Genomic DNA, 20,746 nt, shown 5'->3' with positions numbered 1-20,746 from the left:
TTCATGTTGCCTGTGCCGGCCCGCGAATAGGCCGGCACAGGCACCATCAGCTTTCGCTCAATGCCCCGACAACCTGGTCAACACTGGCCTTCAAACCGGCAAACGCATCCTCAGGGTCACTGTCCACCACCAACAGCTTCGCGCCGGCCGCCTTGATCACCTCAGCCACCGCTGCTTCCGGCTGGCGATGGTCCAGCACCAAGGCTACATCCTGTGCCTTCAGGTTTTCCCCCAGCGCCTTGAGCGCAGCAGCGTCCCATTCGGCCGGCAGCGCCTGCTCGACCACATCCAGGTTCAAGCCGCTGGCCAGGTAACCCAAGCGTTCGGACAGGCTCACCACCGTCAGGTTGTCGACCTTCGCCAGACGGGTCTGGCTATTGGCCGAAAGCTCCAGCAACTGGCGCTTGAGCCCCGCCAGGTTGCCCTGGATCTTCGGCTTGTCGTCCGGCGACAGCCGCTCCAGGTCGTTGGCCACCACATCCGCCATGCGCCCGAGGTTGGTCGGGTTGAGCCACGGGTAGGCAGCATACGCATCGTCACCGCTCACCGCGATGCCGGGCAGTGCGCCATCTACCGGCCGTGCGGCATCGATCTCGACAATGCGGATGTTGCTGCGCCGGGCCATCGGGTACAACGGGTCGTCACGCCATATCGAGCGCACGCCGATCACCGCATCGGCCTGCAGCGCCGCCTTGTCCAGGCTGGCCCCGCCACGCCCGCTGAAATAGGACGGCTGGCGGCTGGCTGGCAGGTTGGCCGGCGCTGCGCGCTTTAGCTGCACTGGCGTGCCGTCCAGCAGGGCGCTGGCCAGGCTGTGGGTGACGGGCAGGGTGGTGAGTACTTGCGTGGCGAAAGACAGCGACGGCAGGCCGGCCAGGGCCAGCGCCAGGGTCAGGCGTTTCAGGTTCATGCCGGGTTTCCTTGCAGGCGGGGGACGAGGGCGCGCGCGAGCGCGGCCAGGGCGAAACAGATACCGGCGACCAGAATGATCGCGGCGCCCGACGGCACCGGCAGGTCGAACACGATCGGCAGCAGGATGCCGAACAGGGTGCTTACCGTGGCGATCAGCACCGAGACGAAGAAAAACCCTTTGAGCGACTGGCTGACCAGGCGCGCGGCAGCGGCGGGTATCACCAGCAGCGCCCCCACCAGGATCGCCCCGATCACCTTCACTGCGGCCACGGTTACCAAGGTCACCAGCACCACGAACAGGTAGTCCAGGGTTTTTACCGCCACCCCGCGCACGGCCGCCAGTTGCGGGTTGAAACTGGCCAGCATGATGCGGTTGTACAGCGGCAATGCCAGTGCCAGCACCAGCACCGCGACGATACCCAGCACTACCAGGTCCTGGCCGCTGACCGTCAGCACCGAGCCGAACAATACGTTCTCGAGGATGTGCACGTTGATCTTGCCTGCCAGCATCAGCAGCAGGCTGGCGCCCAGCGCCAGCGACACCGACAGGAACACGCCGATCAGCGTGTCTGGCGACAGCCCGGTGCGGTTGCGCAGGAAGTTGAGCAGGATGCCGAACAGCAGGCAATAGCCGAACAGGCTGCCGTAGGGCCCGGTGTAGGGCTCGCCCAGCAGAATGCCGACGGCTACGCCGGTCAGTGCGGCATGGCCCACCGCTTCGGAGAAGAAGGCAAAGCGCTTGACCACCACCAGGGTGCCCAGGCCCCCCAGCACCGGCCCGATCATCAGCCCGGCCAGCAGGGCATTGACCACGAAGCCATAGGCCAGTGCCTCGGGCAGATAGCCGGCGGTGGCCCAGTCCTGGACCAGTTGGCGGAATGCTTCAAAACTCATGATGCAAGGCTCTCGCTGCGCGGGTGGACGGAGAACAGCCCCAGCAGGCGCTCCGGGGTCAGGGCCTGAGCGGGTGGGGCGTCGAACAGCACCTTGCGGCTCAGGCCGGTCACTCGGTCGGCCAGGCGCAGCACGGCTTCCAGGTCGTGCTCGATCCACAGCACGGTGGTGCCAGCCTGGCGCCAGCGTTGCAGCAGCTGTTCGAACACCTGGATGCCGGCTTCATCAAGCGCCGACATCGGCTCGTCCAGTACCAGCAACTGCGGCTCGGGGATCAGCCCCTGGGCCAGCAGCACGCGCTGGCGTTCGCCGCCAGACAACGCGCCCATGCGCCGCCCGCGCTTGTCGAGCATACCGACCTGCGCCAGGGCCGCATCGATGGCCGGTTGCACGCGCCGGGACAGGCCGAGAAAGGCCGGGCGGCGCTGACACATGGCAGCCATGAAATCGTCGACGGTCATCGGCAGGCCACGGTCGAACTCCAGTGCCTGCGGCACGTAGCCGATCACTTCGCGTTCACCCGGCCAGTGCAGGGTCAGTTGGCCCTGGTGGGGCATCTGCCCGAGCAGGGTCTTGATCAACGAGCTCTTGCCACCGCCGTTGGGCCCGACGATGGCGTGCACGCTGCCGGCGGCCACGCTGAAGCTGACCTGTTCGAGGATGCGCGTGCGGCCCAGGGTCAGGTCGATGTCGGCGAACTCGATGCGTGGCCCGCTGGCTGCTACCAGGTTGGCGGCGGCAGTCATGCGCGGTTCTCCTGGATGGCGCGGACCACGGTGTCGAGGTTGCGCTTCATTTCCACTTCGTATTTTTCCTTGGTGTATTCGCCGTAGGAAATGTGCGTCAGTGGGTAAAGGCGCACGCCGGATTCACGCTGGATGGTTTCGACGTACGCCGACGGGAAGTCCATTTCCGAGAAGATCACCCGCACGTCCAGGGCCTTGAGCTGGTCGATGGTCTTTTTCAGCTGAGCCGGGCTGGGTTCGATGCCGTGGGCTGGTTCGACCACTGCAGTGACCTCGAGGCCGAAGTCGCGTACCAGGTAGTCGTAGGCAGCGTGGATGGTGGCAACCCGGAACGTGGCGCTTGGCGCTTCGGTGACCTTGGCCAGGGCCTCGGCCCGCAGGCCGCGCAGGCGCTTGGCATACGCACGGGCGTTTTGCGTGTACAGCTTGGCGTTGTCCGGGTCGAGCTTGCCCAGTTCGCGGGCGATGTTGTTGACCTGGGCGATGGTGGTGCTGATCGACAGGAAGGTGTGCGGGTTGACCACCTTGCCGGCGCCACGCGCGGCAATGCCGGTGGCCGCCAGCAGGGGTACGTTCTGGTTGGCCTCGATCGTGTTGATGCCGGGCTTTTCGCTGGCGGCGATCATGCGGTCGGCGAAGTCGTCATGGCCGACACCGTTGAGCACCACCACGTCCAGCGTGCCGATGCGCTTGATGTCCTCGGCGCGTGGCTCGTAGGCGTGGGGGTTGAAGCCTGCCGGAATCAGCGGCACCACCTCGGCCTTGTCGCCGACGATGTTGCTCACGTAGCTGTAGTAGGGGTGCAGGGTGATGCCGATACGCAGCGGCTTGCCGTTGTCGGCCAGCACCAGGGTCGGCAGGGCAAGGGCCACGAGCAGGGCGAGGGCGGAGCGGAACATGGGAGAGTCCTTCGGTTCAGTGACGGTGTTCGCGGGTAACCCCGGCGTCGTAGTGGCTGACCACCTGTTGCCAGCCGGCGGCGATCAATGCGGCCTGGCCGAGGTCGTCCGGGGGCACGGCGGCGCTGTCGCGGCGCAGCCAGACATCGGCTTGGCCGCTGCTGTCGGCTGGCAGAATCAACAGCAGGCTGCCGGCAACCTCTGGGGCCTGGCTGCGCCCCAGGTAGGCGCCGGCATCCAGCCATGACCACTGGTGCCCGCCGCGGCTCTGGCTGCCGACATCGACCACGAACGGCGGCAGGCCCTCTTCGGCCAGGGCCGGCACGCTGGGCGTGGCAGCGGTTTCTTCGCGCAGCAGCTGGATCTCGTCGAAGGCTACCCGCAGGTCGGTGTACAGGCCTTGCTCGGCGGCGGTAAGGTCGCGGCGGGCGTCGATCTGGTGGCTGGCAATGGCCTGTTCATCCTCACGCTCACCGCGCAGCAGCACCACACTGGCAGCGAGCACCATGATCAGCAGGCTGACCAGCAGCACATACAGAGTTTCGTGCCCGGCGCCGGCCGGGCGAATCACCTGGGCGCGGCTCATGGCTGCGGGATATCGGCGTAGTCGACTTCCACCACGTGCCCGGGGCCGGCGTCGAACAGCACGTAGAACTCGCCGTCAGGGCGCTTGAAGGTCAACGTCGAATCGTCGCCCAGCTTGCCGCCGACCAGCACTTGCTCGTCGTAACCGATCACATCCAGGGTCACTCCGGGGGCACCGCTGCCGTCCGAGAAGCCACCGGTGCATTTGACCTGGCCGCTGGCCAGCTCTTCGCACTCGCACATCGGGTTGTGCGCCAGGGCGGGGCTGGCGGCCAGCGCCAGCAGGGGCAGGGCGAGGGTGCGTAGCAGCTGTTTCATTTCTTGCCTCCTTGTTTTTCGAGCCAGGCCACGGTGGCCGGCGATGCCTTGGCGAGCGGGACCGACGCCTGGTGCATGCTCCCGTCCCAGCCTTCCAGGGTGATCCAGATCTGTGCGTCGGGCTTGGTGCGCGGCGGGATCGGCAGCGAGGTGCCCATGTTGTACGGCGCGCCGAAAAAAATCGTGCCGGCGGCTCGCAGGCTGCGCGGTTTGCCGATGCGCAGGTAGGCCGCCTTGACGTCCTTGACGCACGCCTTGCACAGCGCAGCGTTGAACGACTTGAAGTTGCCGGCCGGGCCGTCGGCGCGTGGCGGCTCGTCGCGCAGTTCGGCAAGGCTCAGGCTATAGGGGCCGACCTGGATGTCGCTGATCAGGTTGGCGCCCAGGCCGGCGTCGCCGCGAAACAGCCTGGCGTCGGCGAAGTACTTGGGCATGAAGCCCAGCGGAATGAGGATCAGCAGAATGTTCAGGTGAAACCGCCACTTCAGCCAGAACTGCTTCAGCGGGCTTGCGGGCAGGGCTTGGGCCTGGCTCATGGGTGCATCTCCACGGTGGTTTCACTGCGTGCCGCCCGCGGCGCCCGCTCGCTGCGCTTGATGGCGGCGGCGGTGGCCTGGGCGGTGCGTCTGGTCCAGATCAGCAAGCCGCTGAACACCATCATGGTGAGGACCAGACCGAAGAAGAACCACACCAGCTTGATCGGCAAACCGCCGAAGTCACCGGTGTGCAGCGGGCGCATGGACTCGGTGACGAACTCCAGGGCGGAGCGGTCGCTGATCTCGAACTGGCTGTCGACATTACGGGTGTAGGGGTTCACCGAGGCGCTCTGGAACATCAGCGGGTACCAGCCCGGCCCGGCCAGGGTGACATGACTGTAGGCGGTGGCTGGCAGCGAAATGAAGTTGATTTCCAGCCCCGGAATGGCCAGGCCGGCAATGCGCGCCGCTTCATCCAGGTCGATGCGCGGTGCCGGGCTGCCGTCCGCGGTTTGCGGTACGTCCTCACGGGCGATCACCGGCACGATGGGCCGGCTGGAAATGGTGATGTGGTTGTCGAACAGGATTGCCTGGATCAGGAACCAGGTGCCGGTGATGGAAATGACCGCAATGAACCAGATCGACCAGACCCCGGCCAGGCGATGCAGGTCGCCCCAGAAGATTCGCGAGCCATGGCCGGTGCGCACCGGTTTGAAGAAACCCTTCCAGAATTTCTTGTACACCACCAGCCCGGTGACCAGCGAAGCCAGCATGGGCAGGCCGAGCAGTGACACCAGATACCAGCCCCAACTGAAGCCATTGGTGAACGGCACCAGCCACCAGCCGTGCAGGGCGCGGGTGAAAGCCTCGAAGTTGAAGTCCGGGGTCTTGCCCTGGATGGCCCCGGTGTAGGGGTTTACATAAAGCGTCGGGCTGGTGCCGTCGGGCAGGGTCACGTTTGCTTTCACTGCAAAGTGCGAACCATCCGGCTGGCTCAGCCGTTCCACCACCATGTCCGGCTCGGCCTTGTTCAAGGCCTCCAGCACCTGCTGGAAGCTCATGCGCTGGACATCGGTATCGGGCTTGTTGGCACGCACGGCCGGGTCGGCCAACCAGACAATTTCCTGGCTGACCACGGCGAGCATGCCGGTAAAACAGACGATCAGCACTAAGAACCAGATCGGCAGGGCTAGCCAGCTGTGGACCAGGAACCACAGCCTGGATTTGGATTTTTTCGGTGATTTGGCCATCAGACGGTCTTCTGCAATGGGTGGTCGAGCGTGTGCCCAACCAAAGAGGGCTGTACTGATAAGGACGAATGAGAATCGAAAACCTGCCTTTTTAAATGCAAGCAAATGTTTCAAACGACAAGAGCCGGCCTGCGCACGAGGCGTCAGGCCGGCTTTTCGGTGGCTGGCGAAGGGGTCAGGCGCGGGTCATGGCCACTGCGGCTTGCGGCCTGCCGTGCAGTTGCGCCAGGTCGTGGTACAGCGCCCGGCCGATTTCTGCTGCGCGCGCCGGCAGCACCGACAGCAGGGTATCGCTCAGCCCATGGCTGTTCTCGCAGAACCCTTGCAGGTACACCGAGGCCTGCAGGTCGGGGCTGGCCAGCACGCGGTAATGGCGGTCGACGCTGAAATCGTCCAGGTAGCCGGCCAGCGGCGCCAGCAGGTCGCGGTGCGAGCGGCGTTCGTAGCCGGTGGCCAGGATTACCGCATCGTAGCGGTGGGTTTGCTGCTGGCTGGTGGCCAGGTCGCGCAGGGTCAGCTCCAGCCCGTCGCGGGTGGCCACCACCGCCTCTACCTGGCGCCGGCACAGCACGTTGTGGCGGTGCTGGTGGGCGACTTTCTGCCGGTAGAGGATGCCGTAGATGCGCTCGATGAGGTTGAGGTCGACCACCGAGTAGTTGGTGTTGTGGTATTCGCCCAGCAGCTTGCTGCGCTGGTCGGCCGGTTCGTTGTAGACCAGGTCGGTGTAGTCCGGCGAGAAGATCTCGTTGACGAACGGGCTGTCGTCAGCGGGCTTGAGGGCGGAGCCGCGCAGGATCATGTCGACCTTGACCGACGGGTAGCTGTCGTTGAGGTCGATGAACGCCTCGGCGGCGCTCTGGCCAGAACCGATCACGGCAATGCGCATCGGTTTGCCGGCGCTGCACGGCAGCTTGTTGAGGCTGCTGAGGTACTGGGAATGGTGGAATACCCGCGGGTCGTCCTTGAACGCGCCGAACTTTTCCGGAATTTTCGGCGTGCCGCCGCTGCCGACCACCACTGAACGGGTACGGCGGCTGTATTCGCGGCCCTGTGCGTCGCGCGATACCAGGCGCAGGTGTTCGACCCGGCCGCCGTGCAGCTCAGGTTCGATACGCAGCACTTCCTGGCCGTACACCGCCTGGGTGGCGAAATGCTCGGCGGCCCAGCGCAGGTAGTCGTTGTACTCCAGGCGGCAGGGGTAGAAGGTGCCGAGGTTGATAAAGTCGGCCAGGCGCTGCTTCTGGTGCAGGTAATTGACGAAAGTGTACGGGCTGGTGGGGTTGCGCAGCGACACCAGGTCCTTGAGGAACGAGATCTGCAACTCGCTCTGGGTGGCCAGGGTCTCGCCGTGCCAGCGGTAGTCCTGCTGTTTGTCGATGAACAGCGCGTCGAGGGCATGGCCCTGGGACTCGGCGAGTTCCTCCAGGGCAATGGCCAAGGCCAGGTTGGAAGGGCCGAAGCCCACGCCGATCAGATCTTTGATGGTTTCCTGCTGTGCAGACTGGCTCATGGCTGCGATTCCCTGAATGGTCGAATGTGGACGCCCGCCGGGGCTCCGGCTCCTGCGCAAGTACAGATTGGAACGAGCCACCCGCGGGGGAATTTAAGGGGGCTAAAGAACTGCGTGGCGCGGCCGATAGGGGGGTTACGGCAGGGACCCAACTTCGAAGCAGGGAATCGACATGAGTGGAATTACGGCAGGCAACCTGATGATCAACGGCGTTTCAGCGCAGGCACTGAGCGCCACCGCCGCCACCGAGCGCGAGCAGGCCAGACAGGCCGGTGAGGCACTTGGCCCGTTGAGCGTGAGTAGCGACAGCATGAAGGTTTCGGCGGGTAGCCAGGCGCAACCTGCAGACAGTGAAGACAGCGGCGAATCGGAGTCGATGAAGGAACTGCGTCAGCTGATCAAGGATTTGCAGAAGCAGCTGGCCGAGGAACAGAAGCAGCTGGCTGCGTTGCAGAACAGCAAGATGGACGAGGCTGCCAAGACGGCCGCGATAGGGGCCAAGCAGGCGAGCATTGCCACCCTCAACGGGCTGATCCTCGCAGCGACCGCGCAGTTGCTGGAGCTGTTGCAGCAGGAAGGCGGCAGCAGCGCGGGCGGAATGGTCAGCGCCACGGCCTAGCTATTGACTGGCCACCCCACAGGGTCCCTGCTAAATCAGTAAGTTATGTGCAGTTCTATGAGAGCGGGTTCGAACCCGCTCCTGAAGGGGCGCCATGTCGGGCAACTACTCGGACGCCAGCCGGCTCTTGCTCTGGCGGTCCGACTTGTACTGCATGGCCACTGCCGGCGCCGGCTTGGCGCTGCCGGTTTCCAGCCACTGGCGCATACGGCTGGCATCGGCGAAGTGGGTGTACTTGCCGAAGGCATCAAGAATCACCATGGCCACCGGACGGTTGTCCATGCGGGTCAGCAGCACCAGGCAGTGCCCGGCTTCGTTGGTGAAACCGGTCTTGGTCAGCTTGATGTCCCAGTTGCTCTTGTTCACCAGGTGGTCGGTGTTACGGAAGCCCAGGGTGTAGTTGGGCTTGCGGAACGCCACGGTCTTTTCGCGGGTGGTCGACAGCTCGCTAAGCATCGGGTACTTGCGCGAGGCCATCAGCAGCTTGGCCAGGTCGCGGGCGCTGGACACGTTCTGGGTCGACAGGCCGGTCGGCTCGACGTAGCGGGTGTGTGCCATGCCCAGGCTGCGAGCCTTGGCATTCATCGCCTTGATGAACGCCGGATAGCCGCCGGGGTAGGCGTTGGCCAGGGTATTGGCCGCGCGGTTTTCCGACGACATCAGGGTAATCAGCAAGGTTTCGCGGCGGTCCAGTTGGCTACCCAACCGCACGCGCGAATACACGCCTTTCATTTCCGGGTTGTTGGCAATGGTCATGGTGAGCATCTCATCCATGGGCAGCTTGGCGTCCAGCACCACCATTGCCGTCATCAGCTTGGTCACCGAGGCAATCGGCACCACACGGTCGGCGTGGCTCGAATACAGCTCCTGGTTGCTGTTCAGGTCGATCAGCAAGGCGCTGCCTGAAGCAAGGTGCAGCTTGGAGGGGTCACGCTGGACCTGGGCCGGGGGTTGTGCAGCAGCGGTCGACGGAAGGGTCGCAGTACCTGTGAGCAACAGCAGCAGGCTGAGGATGGACAGGGATGTTTTCACGTTGAGGCTCACTAAAGGTTGGTATGTCGTTGGCTGTGCAAGGGTTTTCCCCCAAAAAACCGATGCATTGTGGAGTATGGCCCAAACGGTGTCGAATGCCTTATGACTAAAGGGCGCAAGGTGAAGGATATTTAATCCTGTACCAATTCTGTACCAATTACGTTCGTCTCCAGCTTCGCCAGTTCGGTCCAGTCGTTGGCTGAATTCAACCACTTAGCGTAGGTCGTGAGCAGTACCTGAACCGAGTGCCCGAGCTGGCCAGCGATGAAGGCAGGGTTCATGCCAGACATAAGGCACATCGTGGCATAGGTATGCCTGCAGTTGTACTGCGGTCGAGCAGGAATTTTCAGGGCTGCGATCGCCTCATTGAAGTGGTACGCCGGCGTTTCAGGCCTCATCATGTGGGGAGACTTCCCGGCAGGTTGGAAGATGTACGGCGACTCGGTAGATACCCGACGTGATTGCTTGGACCGGTAGTGCGCCACCTCTTGCGCTCTGGCCAAGGCGCCCAGGGCTCGGCTGTTCAGCATCACGGTACGGGTGTACTTGGTCTTGGTGCGATCAACCACCTGGTTCTCGACCACGATCCGGCAGATGTGGGCGGTCTTTTTCTCAAAGTCGATCTCATCCCAGCGCAGCGCCATGATTTCGCCTGTACGCATGCCGGTAAAGAGTGCGAACTCGTAGAACGCTGCGAATACCTGGTTGGCTCGGGAGAAGTTTACATACATCCACTGGATCAGCGCGTCAGCCTCCTGAACCGTGAAAGGGTCGATCTGCTTTCTGTTTTTCTGCGGCAGCTGGATTGATGCCGCCGGGTTCCTATCCACAACTTCGTCATAGACCGCCGCTCGAAACATTGCCTTAACCCTGGCAATCGCGGCGCGTTTGACTGTCGAACTCTTCCACTCGGTCTTCGCGACCACATCCCTTAGCACCATCGGCGTTACGGCCTTGATCGGCAGAGTCGCCAGATGGGGCATCCAGTAGTTGTTCATCAGGCCCTTGTAGTTGACCCGGGTGTCATGCACCACTTCCAAGCTGTTTAGCCAGCTCTGCGCGTACTCGCCAAACATGAGTTCATTGGCTGGGGCGGTATAGCTCGAAGTCGGGAAGAGCTCGGCGTACCGCTTTTCGTCCAGAACCCCATGCTTGACCAGGCTGATTACTTGAGCGCGTAGATCGGCTGCCGTTTTGATCCCCTTGGCGGTCTGGGGGTACGCGAGAGTTTCGGATCGACGCTCACCGTTCCAAGTAAAACGGATCCGGATTGATTTGCCGATGAATTCGACTCCAGTGGGTAGCCCCAGCTTCCTTCCAGCCACGCTTCGTATCTCCTGATGCTGTAAAAAATGCGACCGTCGATCTTCTTCCAGACCCCCTCGGGGATCACGCCGCGGCTTCGCTTGCCTTCCAGGGCCCTCTTGGTCGTGCCGACCAGCTCGGCCATTTTCTCTTCCGGGACCTTGTCCGATACATAGGCCACCGGCTGGCGCTCTTCGTCTTGCATGATGGTCTCCACGCCGCCGGTGGCGGCAGGTTGGTGGTCAGTCCTTCGCGAACTCAATAGCCTTGGCAAGCCGGACTTGGGTGCCGTTGCCGTTTTCGCCAGGCTTGATCCCGTCGATAACCGCCAGCGCCTCGGTCGCGGCCTTGAGCAAGGCGTTGCGCTGTTCACGAGCAAGCAGAAGTTGCTGGCTCAACTCTCCCTGCTGGTCGCCCTCGGCCCGGCCGATATCCCAGAACTCCTGGCCCCAATGACCATGAGGCGGTGGATTGCTGTTCTGCTTGCCGCCGGCCATGGCGCCGACAATCACATCGCAGATAGCCCGTTTGTAGGCGTTCTCGCCATCGAGGCTGAGGCCGCCGCGCCGGCGGAGGGTGCTCACGACCTCATCTGCGTTGAGGCCGCTGTCTTTGAGCACGATGTCGAGCTCAGGCTTACCAGGGGTGTAAATGACCAGAGCCAGCTTGGCCTCCGGCCAGAGATCGGCCGCCAGGCGCTCCAGGCAGTCGTTCGCGGTGTGGTGGAATCGTTCGGTTGCGGACATAGGTCATCCTCGCCCGCGAGCTGTGCCGGCGGGCTTGATTTATAGGGGGAGGGGTTAGCAGTTGAAAGCGAACTGGAAATAGCGGCCGTCAGGCAGGGGGAGGGCTACAGTGCCGGAGAAGACATCGCCGGACATGCCGCACTCCTGATCGACGTACACGTCGCCGAGGGCAAAGCCGTTGTCCTGAGGTGCGCCGGCCGGCTCGTCGACAATCTCGTAGTCGTAGGTGTTCTCGGCCGCTTCAATCTCTTCCTCGACCTGGGCGAACACCTCAGCACCAACCAGCGCCTTTACCACTTCTAGCACAGGGGAATTGCGCGCCTGCTGATCCATAAGGTACTGGGTCTGCGCTTCGTCGGCCGCCCGCATGATCTCGAAGCACTCCTCATCGGTAATTCCGAAGATGTTGCTCATCGCGGCGCCTTCGATGCCATGTAGGCCATGTACATCAGGGGAAGGATCATGGTTGAGCCTCCTGCTGCACCCCAAGCTCTCCCATCACCTCGGTGGCGATGGCAAAGCCAGGGCTGCCAAGTGGGCATTCCTTGATGATCCGGTTCAGGCCATCGATCAGATCGCGGGCTGTGCCAATCATCATGTCGGCGTCTGCGTCCATATCCAGGCCGAGAGCTTCGCCAATGCTACCGATGGATACGCAAGCGTCCAGCAACATGCGCTTGTTGCGCTCGGCATCCTTGCGCAACGTCTCGTTCTCCGCCTTTAGCTGGTCATAGGCCTCGGCCATTACGACGTCAGGGCCGTGCGGATCGTAGCTGATGCGGTTTCCCGTTTCGGAAAGCATCTTGACGGCTTTGTAACGATGAACTTCGGTCATTGCATCAGCTCCTTCGGCACCTGGACGATATCGCCGAGCTTGTGATTGACTAGCCCCCGGCAGAATGCGATCAGCGCGGTTGGACCGTAACACCAGATCCCGGCGCCGGCCGGTCCGCCGGCGTAGCGCACGTCCTCGGGCAGGCCCGGTATGTTCTGCGCTGTACCGCTGTGCTGGTCGATAAGCTGGCCTCCGTGCTCCCAGTTGCTGGAAGGGCGATAGCCGAAGCCTTCGGCCGCGCCGCGGATGCTGACGCTGGTAGGATCGGTCCGGGTGCGCCAGATTGTGGTCCTGCATTCGGGATCTGTGCCGAAACCTTCGGCCATGGCCACCGCCCAGTCCAGCGGCGCGCCGATCAGGTTGGATACCCTCACTTCGATCAGGTCGGTCATGGCTTCACCTGCATCGGGTAGGGCGGCTGGGTTGAGATGGACAGCGAGCCGATCAGCGGAAGTCGTGCCCAAGCACCGAAGTGGCCATGGCCAACGAAGTACCGGGTGCCTGCAGCCATGGATGGCCCGAAGGCCGGAAGGCACAGCGCCTTCTTTGGCTTTCGCCACCAGACCGCCCAGCGCCAGTAGCCACATTTCAGCGCCCAGCTGGCGACAACGGCCTCATCTTTGCCGCCGTAGCACCAGTTCAGTCCAAGGAACAGCTTTCCAATCTTCACAGCTGATACCTCTCATCAATCCAGCGCCCAGGCGCCAGTGCGGGTGTAGGTTCGGGTTGTGTTTCGTGCGGGGAGAGCTGGCGCTGGTTGCCGGCCTGCAGCTGGCTGTCGGGGATGCAGCTGATGCCGACCCCGTTGAGCAGGTAGCAGGTGACGCCGCGCTGGCTGTCGTGCTGCACGTCGATGACGTTCTCGGTTGCGCTGGCGCCGGTTGCCAGCAGCAGGAGGCAGAGGGCGAGGCGGGTCATGGTTGGCTCACCTTTTCGAAGTGGAAGACGACCTCGGCGCCGGTCTCGGCTATCAAGCCGTAGGCCTTGGCCAGGCGATAGATAGGGTGGTACTGGTTGAGGCTGTTGACGTGGCCGGCCAGCCAGCGGCGCCAGTCCTCCAGATGCATGCGGGACTTACTCAGGTTGCAGGGCACACAGGCCGGCATCATGTTGCCCACGTTGTGGTTCTGCAGCTGCTCGGCCACGCGCTCATCGAGCAACCGGATCACCGGGGCGAAGTGGTCGGCGTGCCAGCGTTCGCCCAGGTCGTTTCCGCAATATGCGCAGCGGCCGCCGTACTTCAGGCGGAGCTGCTCGCGCTCGGCTTTCTTCAGGCGCATGGTCATTTGCGCAGGTCCTCGTCCGGATCGAAGCCGAAACGCCGGCACAGCGCGTGCGCAACGCCTGATCCGCAGCAGAAGGAGTCCTTCATCAGGACCCACCGCGGCTGCTTCATCCTGGTGGTGCCTCTCACCATTCGCACCGCAGTGCGGAGCAAATCGTCTTCGGTGAACTCGCAGCCGGAAAGCGTGATGGTGCGGCTCTTCCCATTCAGGTGCTGGAGCGCAGCCCGAAACTGCTCGATGTACTCTTCTTGGGTTGAGCCCCACCGATTCACCAGGCATTCATCATCCACCGGGCAACCTTCATCTTCGGGCTCGTCCGAAGGGGTGCCAGGCATCATCAGAAACTCACTCTCGACCGCTTGAAGAAGGTCAGAGAAGCGCTTTGTGTTCCGGACGTTGACCTCTAGAACACTGACCGGATGCGAGTGATGCAGCCCAAAAATGTCGTAGATGCGCGCGAGGTCGGGGTGCAGTTGGCTTTCTTCAGGCATGACGTCGTCCTTGGCCGCCATATCGCGGCAATAAGTTGTACAAATTATTGAATGTGTGGAGGTTTTTCAGCCGGTGGTCCGATTCAGTTCACAGTTCGGCCTATTCCGGTTGTGCAGCTGCACCGCTTCGCTATGGTGGTCTTTGGCCATACACAAAAGACGTCAGTCGTAGGAGGCGGCATGCGAATTCGCGGAAACGTTTATTGGCAGTGGGCGGATCCCACACTCCACCATCGGGAACATGACGAAACTCTCGATGACGGGACGTTTATCGATGTTCAGGTGAGGCTGTCGCGGACGGGCAGCACGCAGATGTTTATCGGCGTCTATGCGCCGGCTGGCGCTGCGCTCCACGAGGAGGCCTTCGACTCCCGCCCAGGCGAATCGATGACCAGGGCATTGGCTTGGGGTGTGGGGCGCGCTCGCCGAATCGCCACCGAGGGCCTGGCTAAAACGGAGAAGCTTGTAGCCTGCTCGAAATAGAGGGAGAGGGGTTACAGCTGCATGGAGTACAAATGTGCCCTTGTCGTCAGGTCGGCGTGACCAGGCTGAACTGTACGGCGACTTCGTCGCAGCGGCAGTCCACGACGTTGGTCTCGCCGATCGGCTCGCATTGGCAAATTTCTTCGGTCAGTTTCTCGAACAAGAACTCGTCCATGTAGCCGGCCACCTCTTCCCGAGATAAGGCGACGGTGCGGCGCTCGCCATCTGCATGCACGTATTCGAAGCTCATTCGCTGCAGCTCAACGGGCGCGCTCGGTGCTGCGCTGCCCTTGAGCACATCGAGAATGTCGCGGACATAGCCTGTGGCCACGCTCTGCTGGGCGCCCGCGCATTCAACCATCCGCTGCACGAAAGCGGTGGCCTTGCTCAGCCGCTCAGCCACGGCCGGGTCGATCATCGGGCCAAGACCAACAATCGGCAGCCCAGTCGCCGCCGAATCCCTTTCCGCCTCTTCTTTGGTCCACCAGATGGCAGTACCAACCATCCACGCTATCGGCTCGGCGTGGGGCTGCGGGGCCGGCTTGGCCAACAGGGTGCGGAACTGGTCGCGCTCAGGCTTTGCAACCTTGAACGCCGACGCCGCGTGATCAAGGCGCAGTTGGATGCGTTCGGCCAGTTCGCGCGGCACGCTGACCATCTCTGTGTTGCTGGATCGGTTTTCTGTGGGCATGGGTGTCTCCTTCTGGCGACGTCAGGCCGCCAGGCGCTGATAAAGTTCGATGAGGTCGGATGCGTTCGCCGCGACAAGGGCCCGGGCTTCGTCCTTGCAGACGCTGTTGCCCAGCAGCTTTACCTGATTGGCGCCGGAGATCGCATCCCAATACAGCTGGCCAGCTTTCTCATCGAGGAAAAGGCCGCGGTCGATGATGTAGTCAGCCCGGAAGCCTTGGGCGCGTTTCAGCTCGTGCGGCTTGAGCATGCGAAGCGTGATGTCGATCATCACGTAGTCGCCAACCATCACCACGTCGGCCTGTTCAGTGAAGTGCTGAGGGAGGTATTTGCGCATGAACTCAGCGCACTTGCGGGCGCCGGCCAGCTCCTCGTCCGTCAGGGTGTGGGTTTGCAACTGCACGACCTGAACGACGGCCATGCGATCTTTCGACGGGATGGTGTGCATCGGCTCCCGCATGGAGATGCCATCTTTCTCGGCACCGTAGTACTTGACCAGATAGGCCGTCACCAGCCTCTGATTGGAGCCCTTGCCCAAGATCGTCGAGAAAGGGTCGACCGCACTTCGGCCATCGCCTTTGTAAAACCCGCCATTCGCCTGCTCGAGGTGGGCTGACGCTATGGCGTGGTGTCCGCCGCTCTGAGTGATGCATCCGACAGGGTTGGCCATTGGGGCGCTGACACAACCGCTGCGCAAGGTGACCAAGTTGGCGGTGATCAGCGCGAAATGTCCGCCCTTGACCTGGGCCACTTGCGTCCGAAGCGGCTCCTCGGCGTCGAAGGTGCGCTGTGTTGATCCATTGGCGTGCTCTGTCAGGCAGCCGGCCAAAGCCATTGTTGGCTGCACCAGCGCGTGATGGGTGCCGCCACCACTGATTGTCGATACCGGATCGGCAACGCTATGGGTGCTGGTGTGCGCCTTCGAAGTGCCGCGCATTGGGACAATGAACGGATCGTTGCTGGCCAAGGTGTGACGCCACAGCCCTTTGGCAATCCGGTTCATGGTGTTCTCCACCAAGGCATCGTCGCGGAAGATCGTGCGCCCCTGCAGCTCCCAGTCGATGCACTCGGCGGCAGACCGCCAGGCTTTCTGACCCTTGCCTGGGTTCTTGTGGTGCGTCGGCGCCGGCCAGACGATCGGCTTTCCATCGCGCCGGGCAATGCCGTACAGGCGCTTGCGGATCGTTGGCGCGCCCTGGTCGGCCGCGACGCGCACCTGGTGCTCGAAGTTGTAGCGCAGGCCGCGCACCAGCGCTTCCTTGGGAACGTGGTCGCCGATCTCGGCCAGGATTTCGGGAAGGTCTGGGTGGTCTTCTGGGATGCCGTTGCCCAGCACGTTCACGAAGGCCTTGAATGTGCGGCCCTTTTCGGCTTTGACCGGCTTGCCCTCATCGTCGAGCGGCCCCCAGTCGGCGAACTCCTCCACGTTTTCGAGGAAGATCAGGCGTGGGCGCGTTTGGTATGCCCAGCGGATGATTACCCATGCTAGGCCGCGAATCTTGCGGTCGCGCGGCTTCCCTCCTTTTGCCTTGCTGTGATGCCGGCAGTCTGGCGAGGCCCACAGGATGCCGACCGGCTGGCCCTTGGTAGCCAGGACTGGGTCGACCTCGAACACATCCGCCACGTAGTGCTCGGTCTGCGGGTGATTGGCGCGGTGCACGGCCAAGGCGATTGGGTTGTGATTTACCGCCACATCCGGTTCGCGGTACGCCTCGGCGATTCCGCTGCTGGCGCCGCCGCCGCCGGCGAATAGATCGACAACCAGCTCCTTTTCGAAGGGCAGGGCGAGGGAGGTCATACACGTCATTTTGTGGTCCTTGCAGGCAGGCGCCGCCCTCGCCGGGGAGGCGTGAATTGGTCTTTATAGTGTCCTTGTGCTATCACTATGAGTCACTGCCAGGGCTACTGAGAGTGCAGCTAATGGATAGCGAGCCAACGAACGGACAAGTTGCGGTCAAAGTCGGTATCGATGAGTCGCAAGTGGAGCGGTACCGCACGGAGTCTCTCCAGCTTGGAGATGGCTCCTGGCTCGTACATTTCTCGTATGAGATGCCGAAGGAGCTGCGCCACAGCTTTACCGGGAGCTTCACAGCGATAATCGCTAGCGAGACTGTTGGTGCTGATGATCGGTCTGATTGAAGGCGCTGGCGGGCAGCGCGGGAGGGTCAGGCGGCAGCGCGAATTGGAACGGCGCGGAGGTGGTCTTTCTCGTCGGCATCGCCCAGGTAAGGCTTCAACTCGGCGCGGGTGTACTTGCCAGCTTGGGTCGTGTCGCAGGTGTAGCCGCTGTAGCTAGGCCCGAAGTAGGCTCCACCGTGTCGATCTGTCCAGATCATGTAGAGCGATTCCTGAGGTGGGATCAGTATGTTCTTCAGCACTTCAGCGCGCTTGAAGTCCATCTTGGCCGCGGCCTGGGACATAAGAGACTCAAGGCGCTTGCGCCGCCGAGCTAGGTTCGCTTTGATCTTTGGCAGCTCAGGCGGAATTGTATGAAGTTCGCTGCAGCAGAGGTTGGTATAGCTGTACGGCCCCGTGATCACCCACCACATATTGTTGATGTTGTAGAGAGCCAGGCCCCGCTGCCAGCGGCCTTTACGGTCTGTAAACCATACGGTTTGACCGTGCTCAAGATTCACGCCCTCAGCTGAGTCGAGGTTGTACGTCATGCCAGCGCCGGTCTTGTACTTCTCCCAGTTCTCGCCTTTGAAGTGCCAAGACTGCTCGTAGTGCAGCTGAATCCGCGCGAGCGCCGTGAGGTGGCCTGGCCCTAATTTCTGGTTCCCAAATTTCCTCGTCGCCTCTGTGTCGAAGTAGTAGCCGCTGAAGATGTTGCAGAGGTAGGTACGGATCCGTCGGCGGGTGCGCTCCATCTCCAGGCGCATGAGGTAGGGCATGTGCTTCTCTTTGTCGCTCTGGTACCGGCCATCATGATCAGGGCGATCTGGCGCGTTCACATTCTGGAACATCTCAAAGGTGATCGTCGCGCCGGACAGCTTCAGGTTGGCCTTGAGGTCACCCTTGCTGCAAAGACGTTCGTTGCGGCGGAAGTTTTCAGCGATGCCGTACTGGTCATGCTTGTCGCGCTCGCGCAGTTCAGGCATGGCGCATGTCCAGCCCATGCGATTGAGAGTCTGCACGATGCGCTTCAGCACCTGGTTACGGTACTCGCGCTCCCAGGCTTTCTCCTGGTTCCACGACTGACGCCCGGGGTGTGGCTCGCGGATTATGATCTTGGCATCACCGAAAATGATGCTGGCGCTGCGGTTGAGCTGTGGCATTGTTCTTCTCCATGCATGCGCCGCCCTCCGTGGCCGGATGCGGCATGGTGGCAATTTGGTTTGGGATGGGGTATTACGGATGACCGGCATTGGGCCGGGTTAAGGAAGAGCAAATGTCAGAATATTGGGATCGGATCTCTGAACTGTCGGAAGACTTCTCGGCAAAGCACAAAGCGGCAAAGGACTTTTTAAAAGAGCACCCTAAACTGGATGGCGAGGGTGAGCGCAAGAAGTACTGGGATTTGCAGAATGCAGCCTGCACTGCTTCGGTTAGGTGGCAAGAGTATTGCTCCGAAAATAAACCTTCAGACTTCTGATTCGGGGCGCTGAATCTCGTCACCTGGATCTCGCCTCAGCTCGGCAATGCTGGCATCTTGAAACTGGCGCGCTAGTTTTGGCGAGATGTAAAAAGCTGGCGCGTCAGGTCGTTCAAGGCGACGCGCCCGCTCTTCAGGATCCTGCGCTATCCACGACAAGGCCAGATCCTGCCAGAGCTCCTGCACCTGGTCATAGCCGTGGTGCTCAATCTCGACGGCCATGGCAGCCTTGATTCCGGCAGGCATGTTGAAGAACACCTTCTCGATTCCCAGCTTCTCGGCCTTCTTCTTCTCCCGGTCGCGGTAGTCGGCAGAGTGCCGCGCAGATGCTGTTCTCTCCTCGGTCATGGCCGATACCTCCCAAGCCGCTGGGCGGCAAATTGATGTGCTGCTGGCGCCGGCCGTGCCGGACGCGCGCGGTGATGCGTTTCAAGCGGAAAGCTCCATGCCTCGGTCATGCCAGCCGGCAAGCCACCAGCCGCGGTTCACCGTGAGCCAGTCGTATGGCTGGGCATCGCGTGACTGGCTGTTGTCGCGGCAGGCACGGCCAAGGTAGTACGCGGGTGGGTGAACACGCTGCCGGCGCTTCATGGCTACGCACCGGCCAGGTGGTGGAGGGGCGCGAACGGTATGTCGTCGTCGAAGCTGTCGTGATCGGGCGGCGCGGCCTGTTGGCTCGGCTGCTGGCGCGTCGGGCGCTGTTGTTGCGGCTGCCGATCTGGCACTTGCCCGGGCTGCTGGCCCTGCGGCCGACTGCCCAGCAGCTGCATCGTGCCGTTGATGTCGACCACGATTTCCGTGGTGTAGCGCTTGATGCCGTCCTTCTCCCACTCGCGGGTCTGCAGCTTTCCCTCGATGTAGCACTGGGCGCCCTTGCGCAGGTACTCGCCGGCGATTTCTGCGACCTTCCCGAACAGCGACACCCGGTGCCACTCGGTGCGCTCGACCTTCTCGCCCGAGCGCTTGTCCGTCCACTGCTCGCTGGTGGCCAGGCTGACGTTGGTGACGGCGTTGCCGTTGGGCAGGTAGCGTACTTCCGGGTCCTGGCCGCAGGTGCCGACCAGGATGACCTTGTTCACCCCGCGGCTCATGACGAGAACGCTCCGGCCATGACGATCAGCACCAGGGCCCACAGCGAGGCCCTTCGGGTGCGGGCGTCGTCAGGCGGGCTGACCTTCAGCACCGGTACCGACTTTGCGTTCACCGCGCGCTCTAGGCTTTCGGCGTAGGTCACCGCATCGAAGTAGCGGCGGCGCTGGCCGTACAGACGGTTGTCGTCGGAGCCGACGATGGCCCAGCTGTTGTTCTCGCCCTGCTGGACGAAGAACCGGGAGTTGCTGCGGAACTGGGCGGCGGCGGCTTCGGCCTGCTGCTGCACCTGGGCGTATTGCACACGGCTATTGCGGATGGCTTCGTTCATGGGTTGGTCCTTGTTGGTCAGGCATGGAGTTCCAAGGCTTCGGCCTTGCGAACGATTCGAACTTGGGCGGTGCGGCGCTCCGGCGCGCGGCGGTCGCGGCGCATTGGGTCGCTGTCGTCGATCACCGCGTGCATGGTGATGAGGGCTGCCAGGGCGATGCAGATCGGGCTGATGATCTGGCGGCGCATGGCTTCGGCCACGGCCGCAGCCCGCCGGGCAACACCCAGCTTCAACATGGCGTCACCGATGCGTTTCTCGACACCGCTTTCGCTGATGCCGAAGTGCCTGGCAATTTCCTTGGTGGTGAAGCCTTGGGCGACATCGAGGATGCATTGCAATTCGCGAGGCGCCAGGCCACGGCCGAGGTGGCCGATCCATGCGCCGATGGTGATCGTGTCCATGATTTGCTCTTGCGGGGTGGCTGCATTGGTCGTGACGCTCGCAGCCGTCGACCTCCCGGACCAAGGGGAGGGCGAACGTCACGACCGATGCAGTCGATTTAAGGTTGATTGTGGTGAGTGTTATGGGCTGTAAGGCACACCGGTATGCACCTTAAGTTCCAGCATTGGTGTGTGATCTGGGGGATCTTTCAGGCGAGGCCAGCGAGGTCCTGTATTCGTTCCCCATTTACTCGGGGCGGCCTGCCATTCAGTT

29 protein-coding genes and 1 pseudogene are annotated in these 20,746 nt (G+C 62.6%); 3 read left to right on the top strand and 27 right to left on the bottom strand.

Features of this window, described 5'->3' with window-relative positions; all coding sequences use genetic code 11:
- Positions 1-46 precede the first annotated feature (46 nt).
- The 9 genes from HP547_RS00470 to HP547_RS00430 all read right to left on the bottom strand — a co-directional run bounded on the left by HP547_RS00470 (position 47) and on the right by HP547_RS00430 (position 7,590).
- A complete protein-coding gene (locus HP547_RS00470; protein ID WP_172285229.1) occupies positions 47-910 on the bottom strand; it encodes a metal ABC transporter solute-binding protein, Zn/Mn family in 864 nt (287 codons plus the stop codon).
- Positions 907-1,806, bottom strand: a complete 900-nt coding sequence (locus HP547_RS00465) for a metal ABC transporter permease (RefSeq protein WP_172226957.1) — start codon at positions 1,804-1,806, stop codon at positions 907-909. The genes HP547_RS00470 and HP547_RS00465 overlap by 4 nt, the downstream gene beginning before the upstream one ends.
- Positions 1,803-2,552 carry a metal ABC transporter ATP-binding protein gene (locus HP547_RS00460; RefSeq protein WP_172226960.1) on the bottom strand — a complete coding sequence of 250 codons (750 nt, stop codon included), beginning with the start codon at positions 2,550-2,552 and terminating at the stop codon, positions 1,803-1,805. The genes HP547_RS00465 and HP547_RS00460 overlap by 4 nt, the downstream gene beginning before the upstream one ends.
- Positions 2,549-3,451, bottom strand: a complete 903-nt coding sequence (locus HP547_RS00455) for a metal ABC transporter substrate-binding protein (RefSeq protein WP_172226963.1) — start codon at positions 3,449-3,451, stop codon at positions 2,549-2,551. Before HP547_RS00455 ends, HP547_RS00460 begins: the two co-directional genes overlap by 4 nt.
- 16 nt (positions 3,452-3,467) lie before the next feature.
- Entirely contained in the window at positions 3,468-4,037 is a 570-nt protein-coding gene (locus HP547_RS00450) for a DUF6162 family protein (RefSeq protein ID WP_172285228.1), read from the bottom strand.
- Positions 4,034-4,354, bottom strand: coding sequence for a hypothetical protein (locus HP547_RS00445; RefSeq protein ID WP_172226969.1), 321 nt, complete (start codon positions 4,352-4,354; stop codon positions 4,034-4,036). Before HP547_RS00445 ends, HP547_RS00450 begins: the two co-directional genes overlap by 4 nt.
- Positions 4,351-4,890, bottom strand: a complete 540-nt coding sequence (locus tag HP547_RS00440; protein WP_172226972.1) for a thiamine pyrophosphate-binding protein — start codon at positions 4,888-4,890, stop codon at positions 4,351-4,353. Before HP547_RS00440 ends, HP547_RS00445 begins: the two co-directional genes overlap by 4 nt.
- A complete protein-coding gene (locus tag HP547_RS00435; protein ID WP_172285227.1) occupies positions 4,887-6,080 on the bottom strand; it encodes a PepSY domain-containing protein in 1,194 nt (397 codons plus the stop codon). The genes HP547_RS00440 and HP547_RS00435 overlap by 4 nt, the downstream gene beginning before the upstream one ends.
- 175 nt (positions 6,081-6,255) lie before the next feature.
- Complete coding sequence (locus tag HP547_RS00430; protein ID WP_172285226.1) at positions 6,256-7,590, bottom strand: lysine N(6)-hydroxylase/L-ornithine N(5)-oxygenase family protein; 1,335 nt, start codon at positions 7,588-7,590, stop codon at positions 6,256-6,258.
- Positions 7,591-7,762: 172 nt separating this feature from the next.
- On the opposite strand from HP547_RS00430, the gene HP547_RS00425 reads away from it, so the two are divergent.
- Positions 7,763-8,209 (top strand): hypothetical protein, encoded by a 447-nt coding sequence (locus tag HP547_RS00425; protein WP_172226981.1) that lies wholly within the window; start codon positions 7,763-7,765, stop codon positions 8,207-8,209.
- A 105-nt stretch (positions 8,210-8,314) separates the two neighbouring features.
- Here HP547_RS00425 and pbpG read toward each other — a convergent pair whose 3' ends face one another.
- From pbpG to HP547_RS29305, 10 genes and pseudogenes are all read right to left on the bottom strand, one after another.
- Complete coding sequence (pbpG, locus tag HP547_RS00420; RefSeq protein WP_172226984.1) at positions 8,315-9,241, bottom strand: D-alanyl-D-alanine endopeptidase; 927 nt, start codon at positions 9,239-9,241, stop codon at positions 8,315-8,317.
- Positions 9,242-9,372: 131 nt separating this feature from the next.
- The gene (locus tag HP547_RS00415) at positions 9,373-10,317 is read right to left on the bottom strand and encodes a site-specific integrase (protein ID WP_306139513.1); all 945 of its coding nucleotides are present in this window, start codon (positions 10,315-10,317) and stop codon (positions 9,373-9,375) included.
- Positions 10,318-10,401: 84 nt separating this feature from the next.
- A pseudogene (locus HP547_RS29810) lies at positions 10,402-10,566 on the bottom strand (Arm DNA-binding domain-containing protein); the annotation flags it as partial.
- 222 nt (positions 10,567-10,788) lie between these two features.
- The gene (locus HP547_RS00410) at positions 10,789-11,292 is read right to left on the bottom strand and encodes a hypothetical protein (RefSeq protein ID WP_172285224.1); all 504 of its coding nucleotides are present in this window, start codon (positions 11,290-11,292) and stop codon (positions 10,789-10,791) included.
- A 54-nt stretch (positions 11,293-11,346) separates the two neighbouring features.
- Positions 11,347-11,706 (bottom strand): hypothetical protein, encoded by a 360-nt coding sequence (locus HP547_RS00405; protein WP_172285223.1) that lies wholly within the window; start codon positions 11,704-11,706, stop codon positions 11,347-11,349.
- Between the two features lie 46 nt (positions 11,707-11,752).
- The gene (locus HP547_RS00400; protein WP_172285222.1) at positions 11,753-12,127 is read right to left on the bottom strand and encodes a hypothetical protein; all 375 of its coding nucleotides are present in this window, start codon (positions 12,125-12,127) and stop codon (positions 11,753-11,755) included.
- A complete protein-coding gene (locus tag HP547_RS00395; protein ID WP_172285221.1) occupies positions 12,124-12,519 on the bottom strand; it encodes a phage protein NinX family protein in 396 nt (131 codons plus the stop codon). The genes HP547_RS00400 and HP547_RS00395 overlap by 4 nt, the downstream gene beginning before the upstream one ends.
- Before the next feature lie 274 nt (positions 12,520-12,793).
- Positions 12,794-13,045: a hypothetical protein gene (locus HP547_RS00390; protein WP_014591205.1), complete on the bottom strand. Its 252-nt coding sequence runs from the start codon at positions 13,043-13,045 to the stop codon at positions 12,794-12,796.
- Complete coding sequence (locus HP547_RS00385) at positions 13,042-13,407, bottom strand: HNH endonuclease (RefSeq protein ID WP_172285243.1); 366 nt, start codon at positions 13,405-13,407, stop codon at positions 13,042-13,044. Before HP547_RS00385 ends, HP547_RS00390 begins: the two co-directional genes overlap by 4 nt.
- A 2-nt stretch (positions 13,408-13,409) precedes the next feature.
- On the bottom strand, positions 13,410-13,904 hold the full coding sequence (locus tag HP547_RS29305) for a hypothetical protein (RefSeq protein WP_175586059.1): 495 nt from the start codon (positions 13,902-13,904) through the stop codon (positions 13,410-13,412).
- A 180-nt stretch (positions 13,905-14,084) separates the two neighbouring features.
- On the opposite strand from HP547_RS29305, the gene HP547_RS29405 reads away from it, so the two are divergent.
- Positions 14,085-14,387 carry a hypothetical protein gene (locus HP547_RS29405; RefSeq protein ID WP_256676225.1) on the top strand — a complete coding sequence of 101 codons (303 nt, stop codon included), beginning with the start codon at positions 14,085-14,087 and terminating at the stop codon, positions 14,385-14,387.
- A 46-nt stretch (positions 14,388-14,433) separates the two neighbouring features.
- On the opposite strand, the gene HP547_RS00375 is transcribed toward HP547_RS29405, so the two are convergent.
- From HP547_RS00375 to HP547_RS00365, 3 genes are all read right to left on the bottom strand, one after another.
- Entirely contained in the window at positions 14,434-15,078 is a 645-nt protein-coding gene (locus tag HP547_RS00375) for a hypothetical protein (RefSeq protein WP_172285165.1), read from the bottom strand.
- A 21-nt stretch (positions 15,079-15,099) separates the two neighbouring features.
- Positions 15,100-16,884 (bottom strand): DNA cytosine methyltransferase, encoded by a 1,785-nt coding sequence (locus HP547_RS00370; protein ID WP_172285220.1) that lies wholly within the window; start codon positions 16,882-16,884, stop codon positions 15,100-15,102.
- Between the two features lie 358 nt (positions 16,885-17,242).
- Positions 17,243-18,355 carry a hypothetical protein gene (locus HP547_RS00365; RefSeq protein WP_172285219.1) on the bottom strand — a complete coding sequence of 371 codons (1,113 nt, stop codon included), beginning with the start codon at positions 18,353-18,355 and terminating at the stop codon, positions 17,243-17,245.
- 113 nt (positions 18,356-18,468) lie between these two features.
- Here HP547_RS00365 and HP547_RS00360 point away from each other — a divergent pair, with 113 nt between their 5' ends.
- The gene (locus HP547_RS00360; protein ID WP_172285218.1) at positions 18,469-18,672 is read left to right on the top strand and encodes a hypothetical protein; all 204 of its coding nucleotides are present in this window, start codon (positions 18,469-18,471) and stop codon (positions 18,670-18,672) included.
- Here the strand turns inward: HP547_RS00360 and HP547_RS00355 are convergent.
- From HP547_RS00355 to HP547_RS00335, 5 genes are all read right to left on the bottom strand, one after another.
- Positions 18,661-19,020, bottom strand: coding sequence for a hypothetical protein (locus HP547_RS00355; RefSeq protein WP_172285217.1), 360 nt, complete (start codon positions 19,018-19,020; stop codon positions 18,661-18,663). The two genes, HP547_RS00360 and HP547_RS00355, sit on opposite strands and share 12 nt — an antisense overlap.
- A gap of 81 nt (positions 19,021-19,101) precedes the next feature.
- Complete coding sequence (locus tag HP547_RS00350) at positions 19,102-19,263, bottom strand: hypothetical protein (protein ID WP_172285216.1); 162 nt, start codon at positions 19,261-19,263, stop codon at positions 19,102-19,104.
- A gap of 2 nt (positions 19,264-19,265) precedes the next feature.
- Positions 19,266-19,763 (bottom strand): single-stranded DNA-binding protein, encoded by a 498-nt coding sequence (locus tag HP547_RS00345; RefSeq protein WP_172285215.1) that lies wholly within the window; start codon positions 19,761-19,763, stop codon positions 19,266-19,268.
- The gene (locus HP547_RS00340; protein WP_172285214.1) at positions 19,760-20,092 is read right to left on the bottom strand and encodes a hypothetical protein; all 333 of its coding nucleotides are present in this window, start codon (positions 20,090-20,092) and stop codon (positions 19,760-19,762) included. Before HP547_RS00340 ends, HP547_RS00345 begins: the two co-directional genes overlap by 4 nt.
- Positions 20,093-20,109: 17 nt before the next feature.
- Positions 20,110-20,493, bottom strand: coding sequence for a helix-turn-helix transcriptional regulator (locus HP547_RS00335; protein ID WP_108191420.1), 384 nt, complete (start codon positions 20,491-20,493; stop codon positions 20,110-20,112).
- Between the last annotated feature and the right edge of the window lie 253 nt (positions 20,494-20,746).

It is taken from the genome of Pseudomonas sp. CM27 (genome assembly GCF_013179515.1).
Classification (GTDB): domain Bacteria; phylum Pseudomonadota; class Gammaproteobacteria; order Pseudomonadales; family Pseudomonadaceae; genus Aquipseudomonas.
This window is presented reverse-complemented; position numbering and strand designations above follow the sequence as displayed.

Bases quoted from the DNA above. Each gene is read 5' to 3' on its own strand.
- HP547_RS00470 (WP_172285229.1), bottom strand. From the start codon at position 910: ATGAACCTGAAACGCCTGACCCTGGCGCTGGCCCTGGCCGGCCTGCCG.
- HP547_RS00465 (WP_172226957.1), bottom strand. From the start codon at position 1,806: ATGAGTTTTGAAGCATTCCGCCAACTGGTCCAGGACTGGGCCACCGCC.
- HP547_RS00460 (WP_172226960.1), bottom strand. From the start codon at position 2,552: ATGACTGCCGCCGCCAACCTGGTAGCAGCCAGCGGGCCACGCATCGAG.
- HP547_RS00455 (WP_172226963.1), bottom strand. From the start codon at position 3,451: ATGTTCCGCTCCGCCCTCGCCCTGCTCGTGGCCCTTGCCCTGCCGACC.
- HP547_RS00450 (WP_172285228.1), bottom strand. From the start codon at position 4,037: ATGAGCCGCGCCCAGGTGATTCGCCCGGCCGGCGCCGGGCACGAAACT.
- HP547_RS00445 (WP_172226969.1), bottom strand. From the start codon at position 4,354: ATGAAACAGCTGCTACGCACCCTCGCCCTGCCCCTGCTGGCGCTGGCC.
- HP547_RS00440 (WP_172226972.1), bottom strand. From the start codon at position 4,890: ATGAGCCAGGCCCAAGCCCTGCCCGCAAGCCCGCTGAAGCAGTTCTGG.
- HP547_RS00435 (WP_172285227.1), bottom strand. From the start codon at position 6,080: ATGGCCAAATCACCGAAAAAATCCAAATCCAGGCTGTGGTTCCTGGTC.
- HP547_RS00430 (WP_172285226.1), bottom strand. From the start codon at position 7,590: ATGAGCCAGTCTGCACAGCAGGAAACCATCAAAGATCTGATCGGCGTG.
- HP547_RS00425 (WP_172226981.1), top strand. From the start codon at position 7,763: ATGAGTGGAATTACGGCAGGCAACCTGATGATCAACGGCGTTTCAGCG.
- HP547_RS00415 (WP_306139513.1), bottom strand. From the start codon at position 10,317: ATGTTTGGCGAGTACGCGCAGAGCTGGCTAAACAGCTTGGAAGTGGTG.
- HP547_RS00410 (WP_172285224.1), bottom strand. From the start codon at position 11,292: ATGTCCGCAACCGAACGATTCCACCACACCGCGAACGACTGCCTGGAG.
- HP547_RS00405 (WP_172285223.1), bottom strand. From the start codon at position 11,706: ATGAGCAACATCTTCGGAATTACCGATGAGGAGTGCTTCGAGATCATG.
- HP547_RS00400 (WP_172285222.1), bottom strand. From the start codon at position 12,127: ATGACCGAAGTTCATCGTTACAAAGCCGTCAAGATGCTTTCCGAAACG.
- HP547_RS00395 (WP_172285221.1), bottom strand. From the start codon at position 12,519: ATGACCGACCTGATCGAAGTGAGGGTATCCAACCTGATCGGCGCGCCG.
- HP547_RS00390 (WP_014591205.1), bottom strand. From the start codon at position 13,045: ATGACCCGCCTCGCCCTCTGCCTCCTGCTGCTGGCAACCGGCGCCAGC.
- HP547_RS00385 (WP_172285243.1), bottom strand. From the start codon at position 13,407: ATGCGCCTGAAGAAAGCCGAGCGCGAGCAGCTCCGCCTGAAGTACGGC.
- HP547_RS29305 (WP_175586059.1), bottom strand. From the start codon at position 13,904: ATGCCTGAAGAAAGCCAACTGCACCCCGACCTCGCGCGCATCTACGAC.
- HP547_RS29405 (WP_256676225.1), top strand. From the start codon at position 14,085: ATGCGAATTCGCGGAAACGTTTATTGGCAGTGGGCGGATCCCACACTC.
- HP547_RS00375 (WP_172285165.1), bottom strand. From the start codon at position 15,078: ATGCCCACAGAAAACCGATCCAGCAACACAGAGATGGTCAGCGTGCCG.
- HP547_RS00370 (WP_172285220.1), bottom strand. From the start codon at position 16,884: ATGACGTGTATGACCTCCCTCGCCCTGCCCTTCGAAAAGGAGCTGGTT.
- HP547_RS00365 (WP_172285219.1), bottom strand. From the start codon at position 18,355: ATGCCACAGCTCAACCGCAGCGCCAGCATCATTTTCGGTGATGCCAAG.
- HP547_RS00360 (WP_172285218.1), top strand. From the start codon at position 18,469: ATGTCAGAATATTGGGATCGGATCTCTGAACTGTCGGAAGACTTCTCG.
- HP547_RS00355 (WP_172285217.1), bottom strand. From the start codon at position 19,020: ATGACCGAGGAGAGAACAGCATCTGCGCGGCACTCTGCCGACTACCGC.
- HP547_RS00350 (WP_172285216.1), bottom strand. From the start codon at position 19,263: ATGAAGCGCCGGCAGCGTGTTCACCCACCCGCGTACTACCTTGGCCGT.
- HP547_RS00345 (WP_172285215.1), bottom strand. From the start codon at position 19,763: ATGAGCCGCGGGGTGAACAAGGTCATCCTGGTCGGCACCTGCGGCCAG.
- HP547_RS00340 (WP_172285214.1), bottom strand. From the start codon at position 20,092: ATGAACGAAGCCATCCGCAATAGCCGTGTGCAATACGCCCAGGTGCAG.
- HP547_RS00335 (WP_108191420.1), bottom strand. From the start codon at position 20,493: ATGGACACGATCACCATCGGCGCATGGATCGGCCACCTCGGCCGTGGC.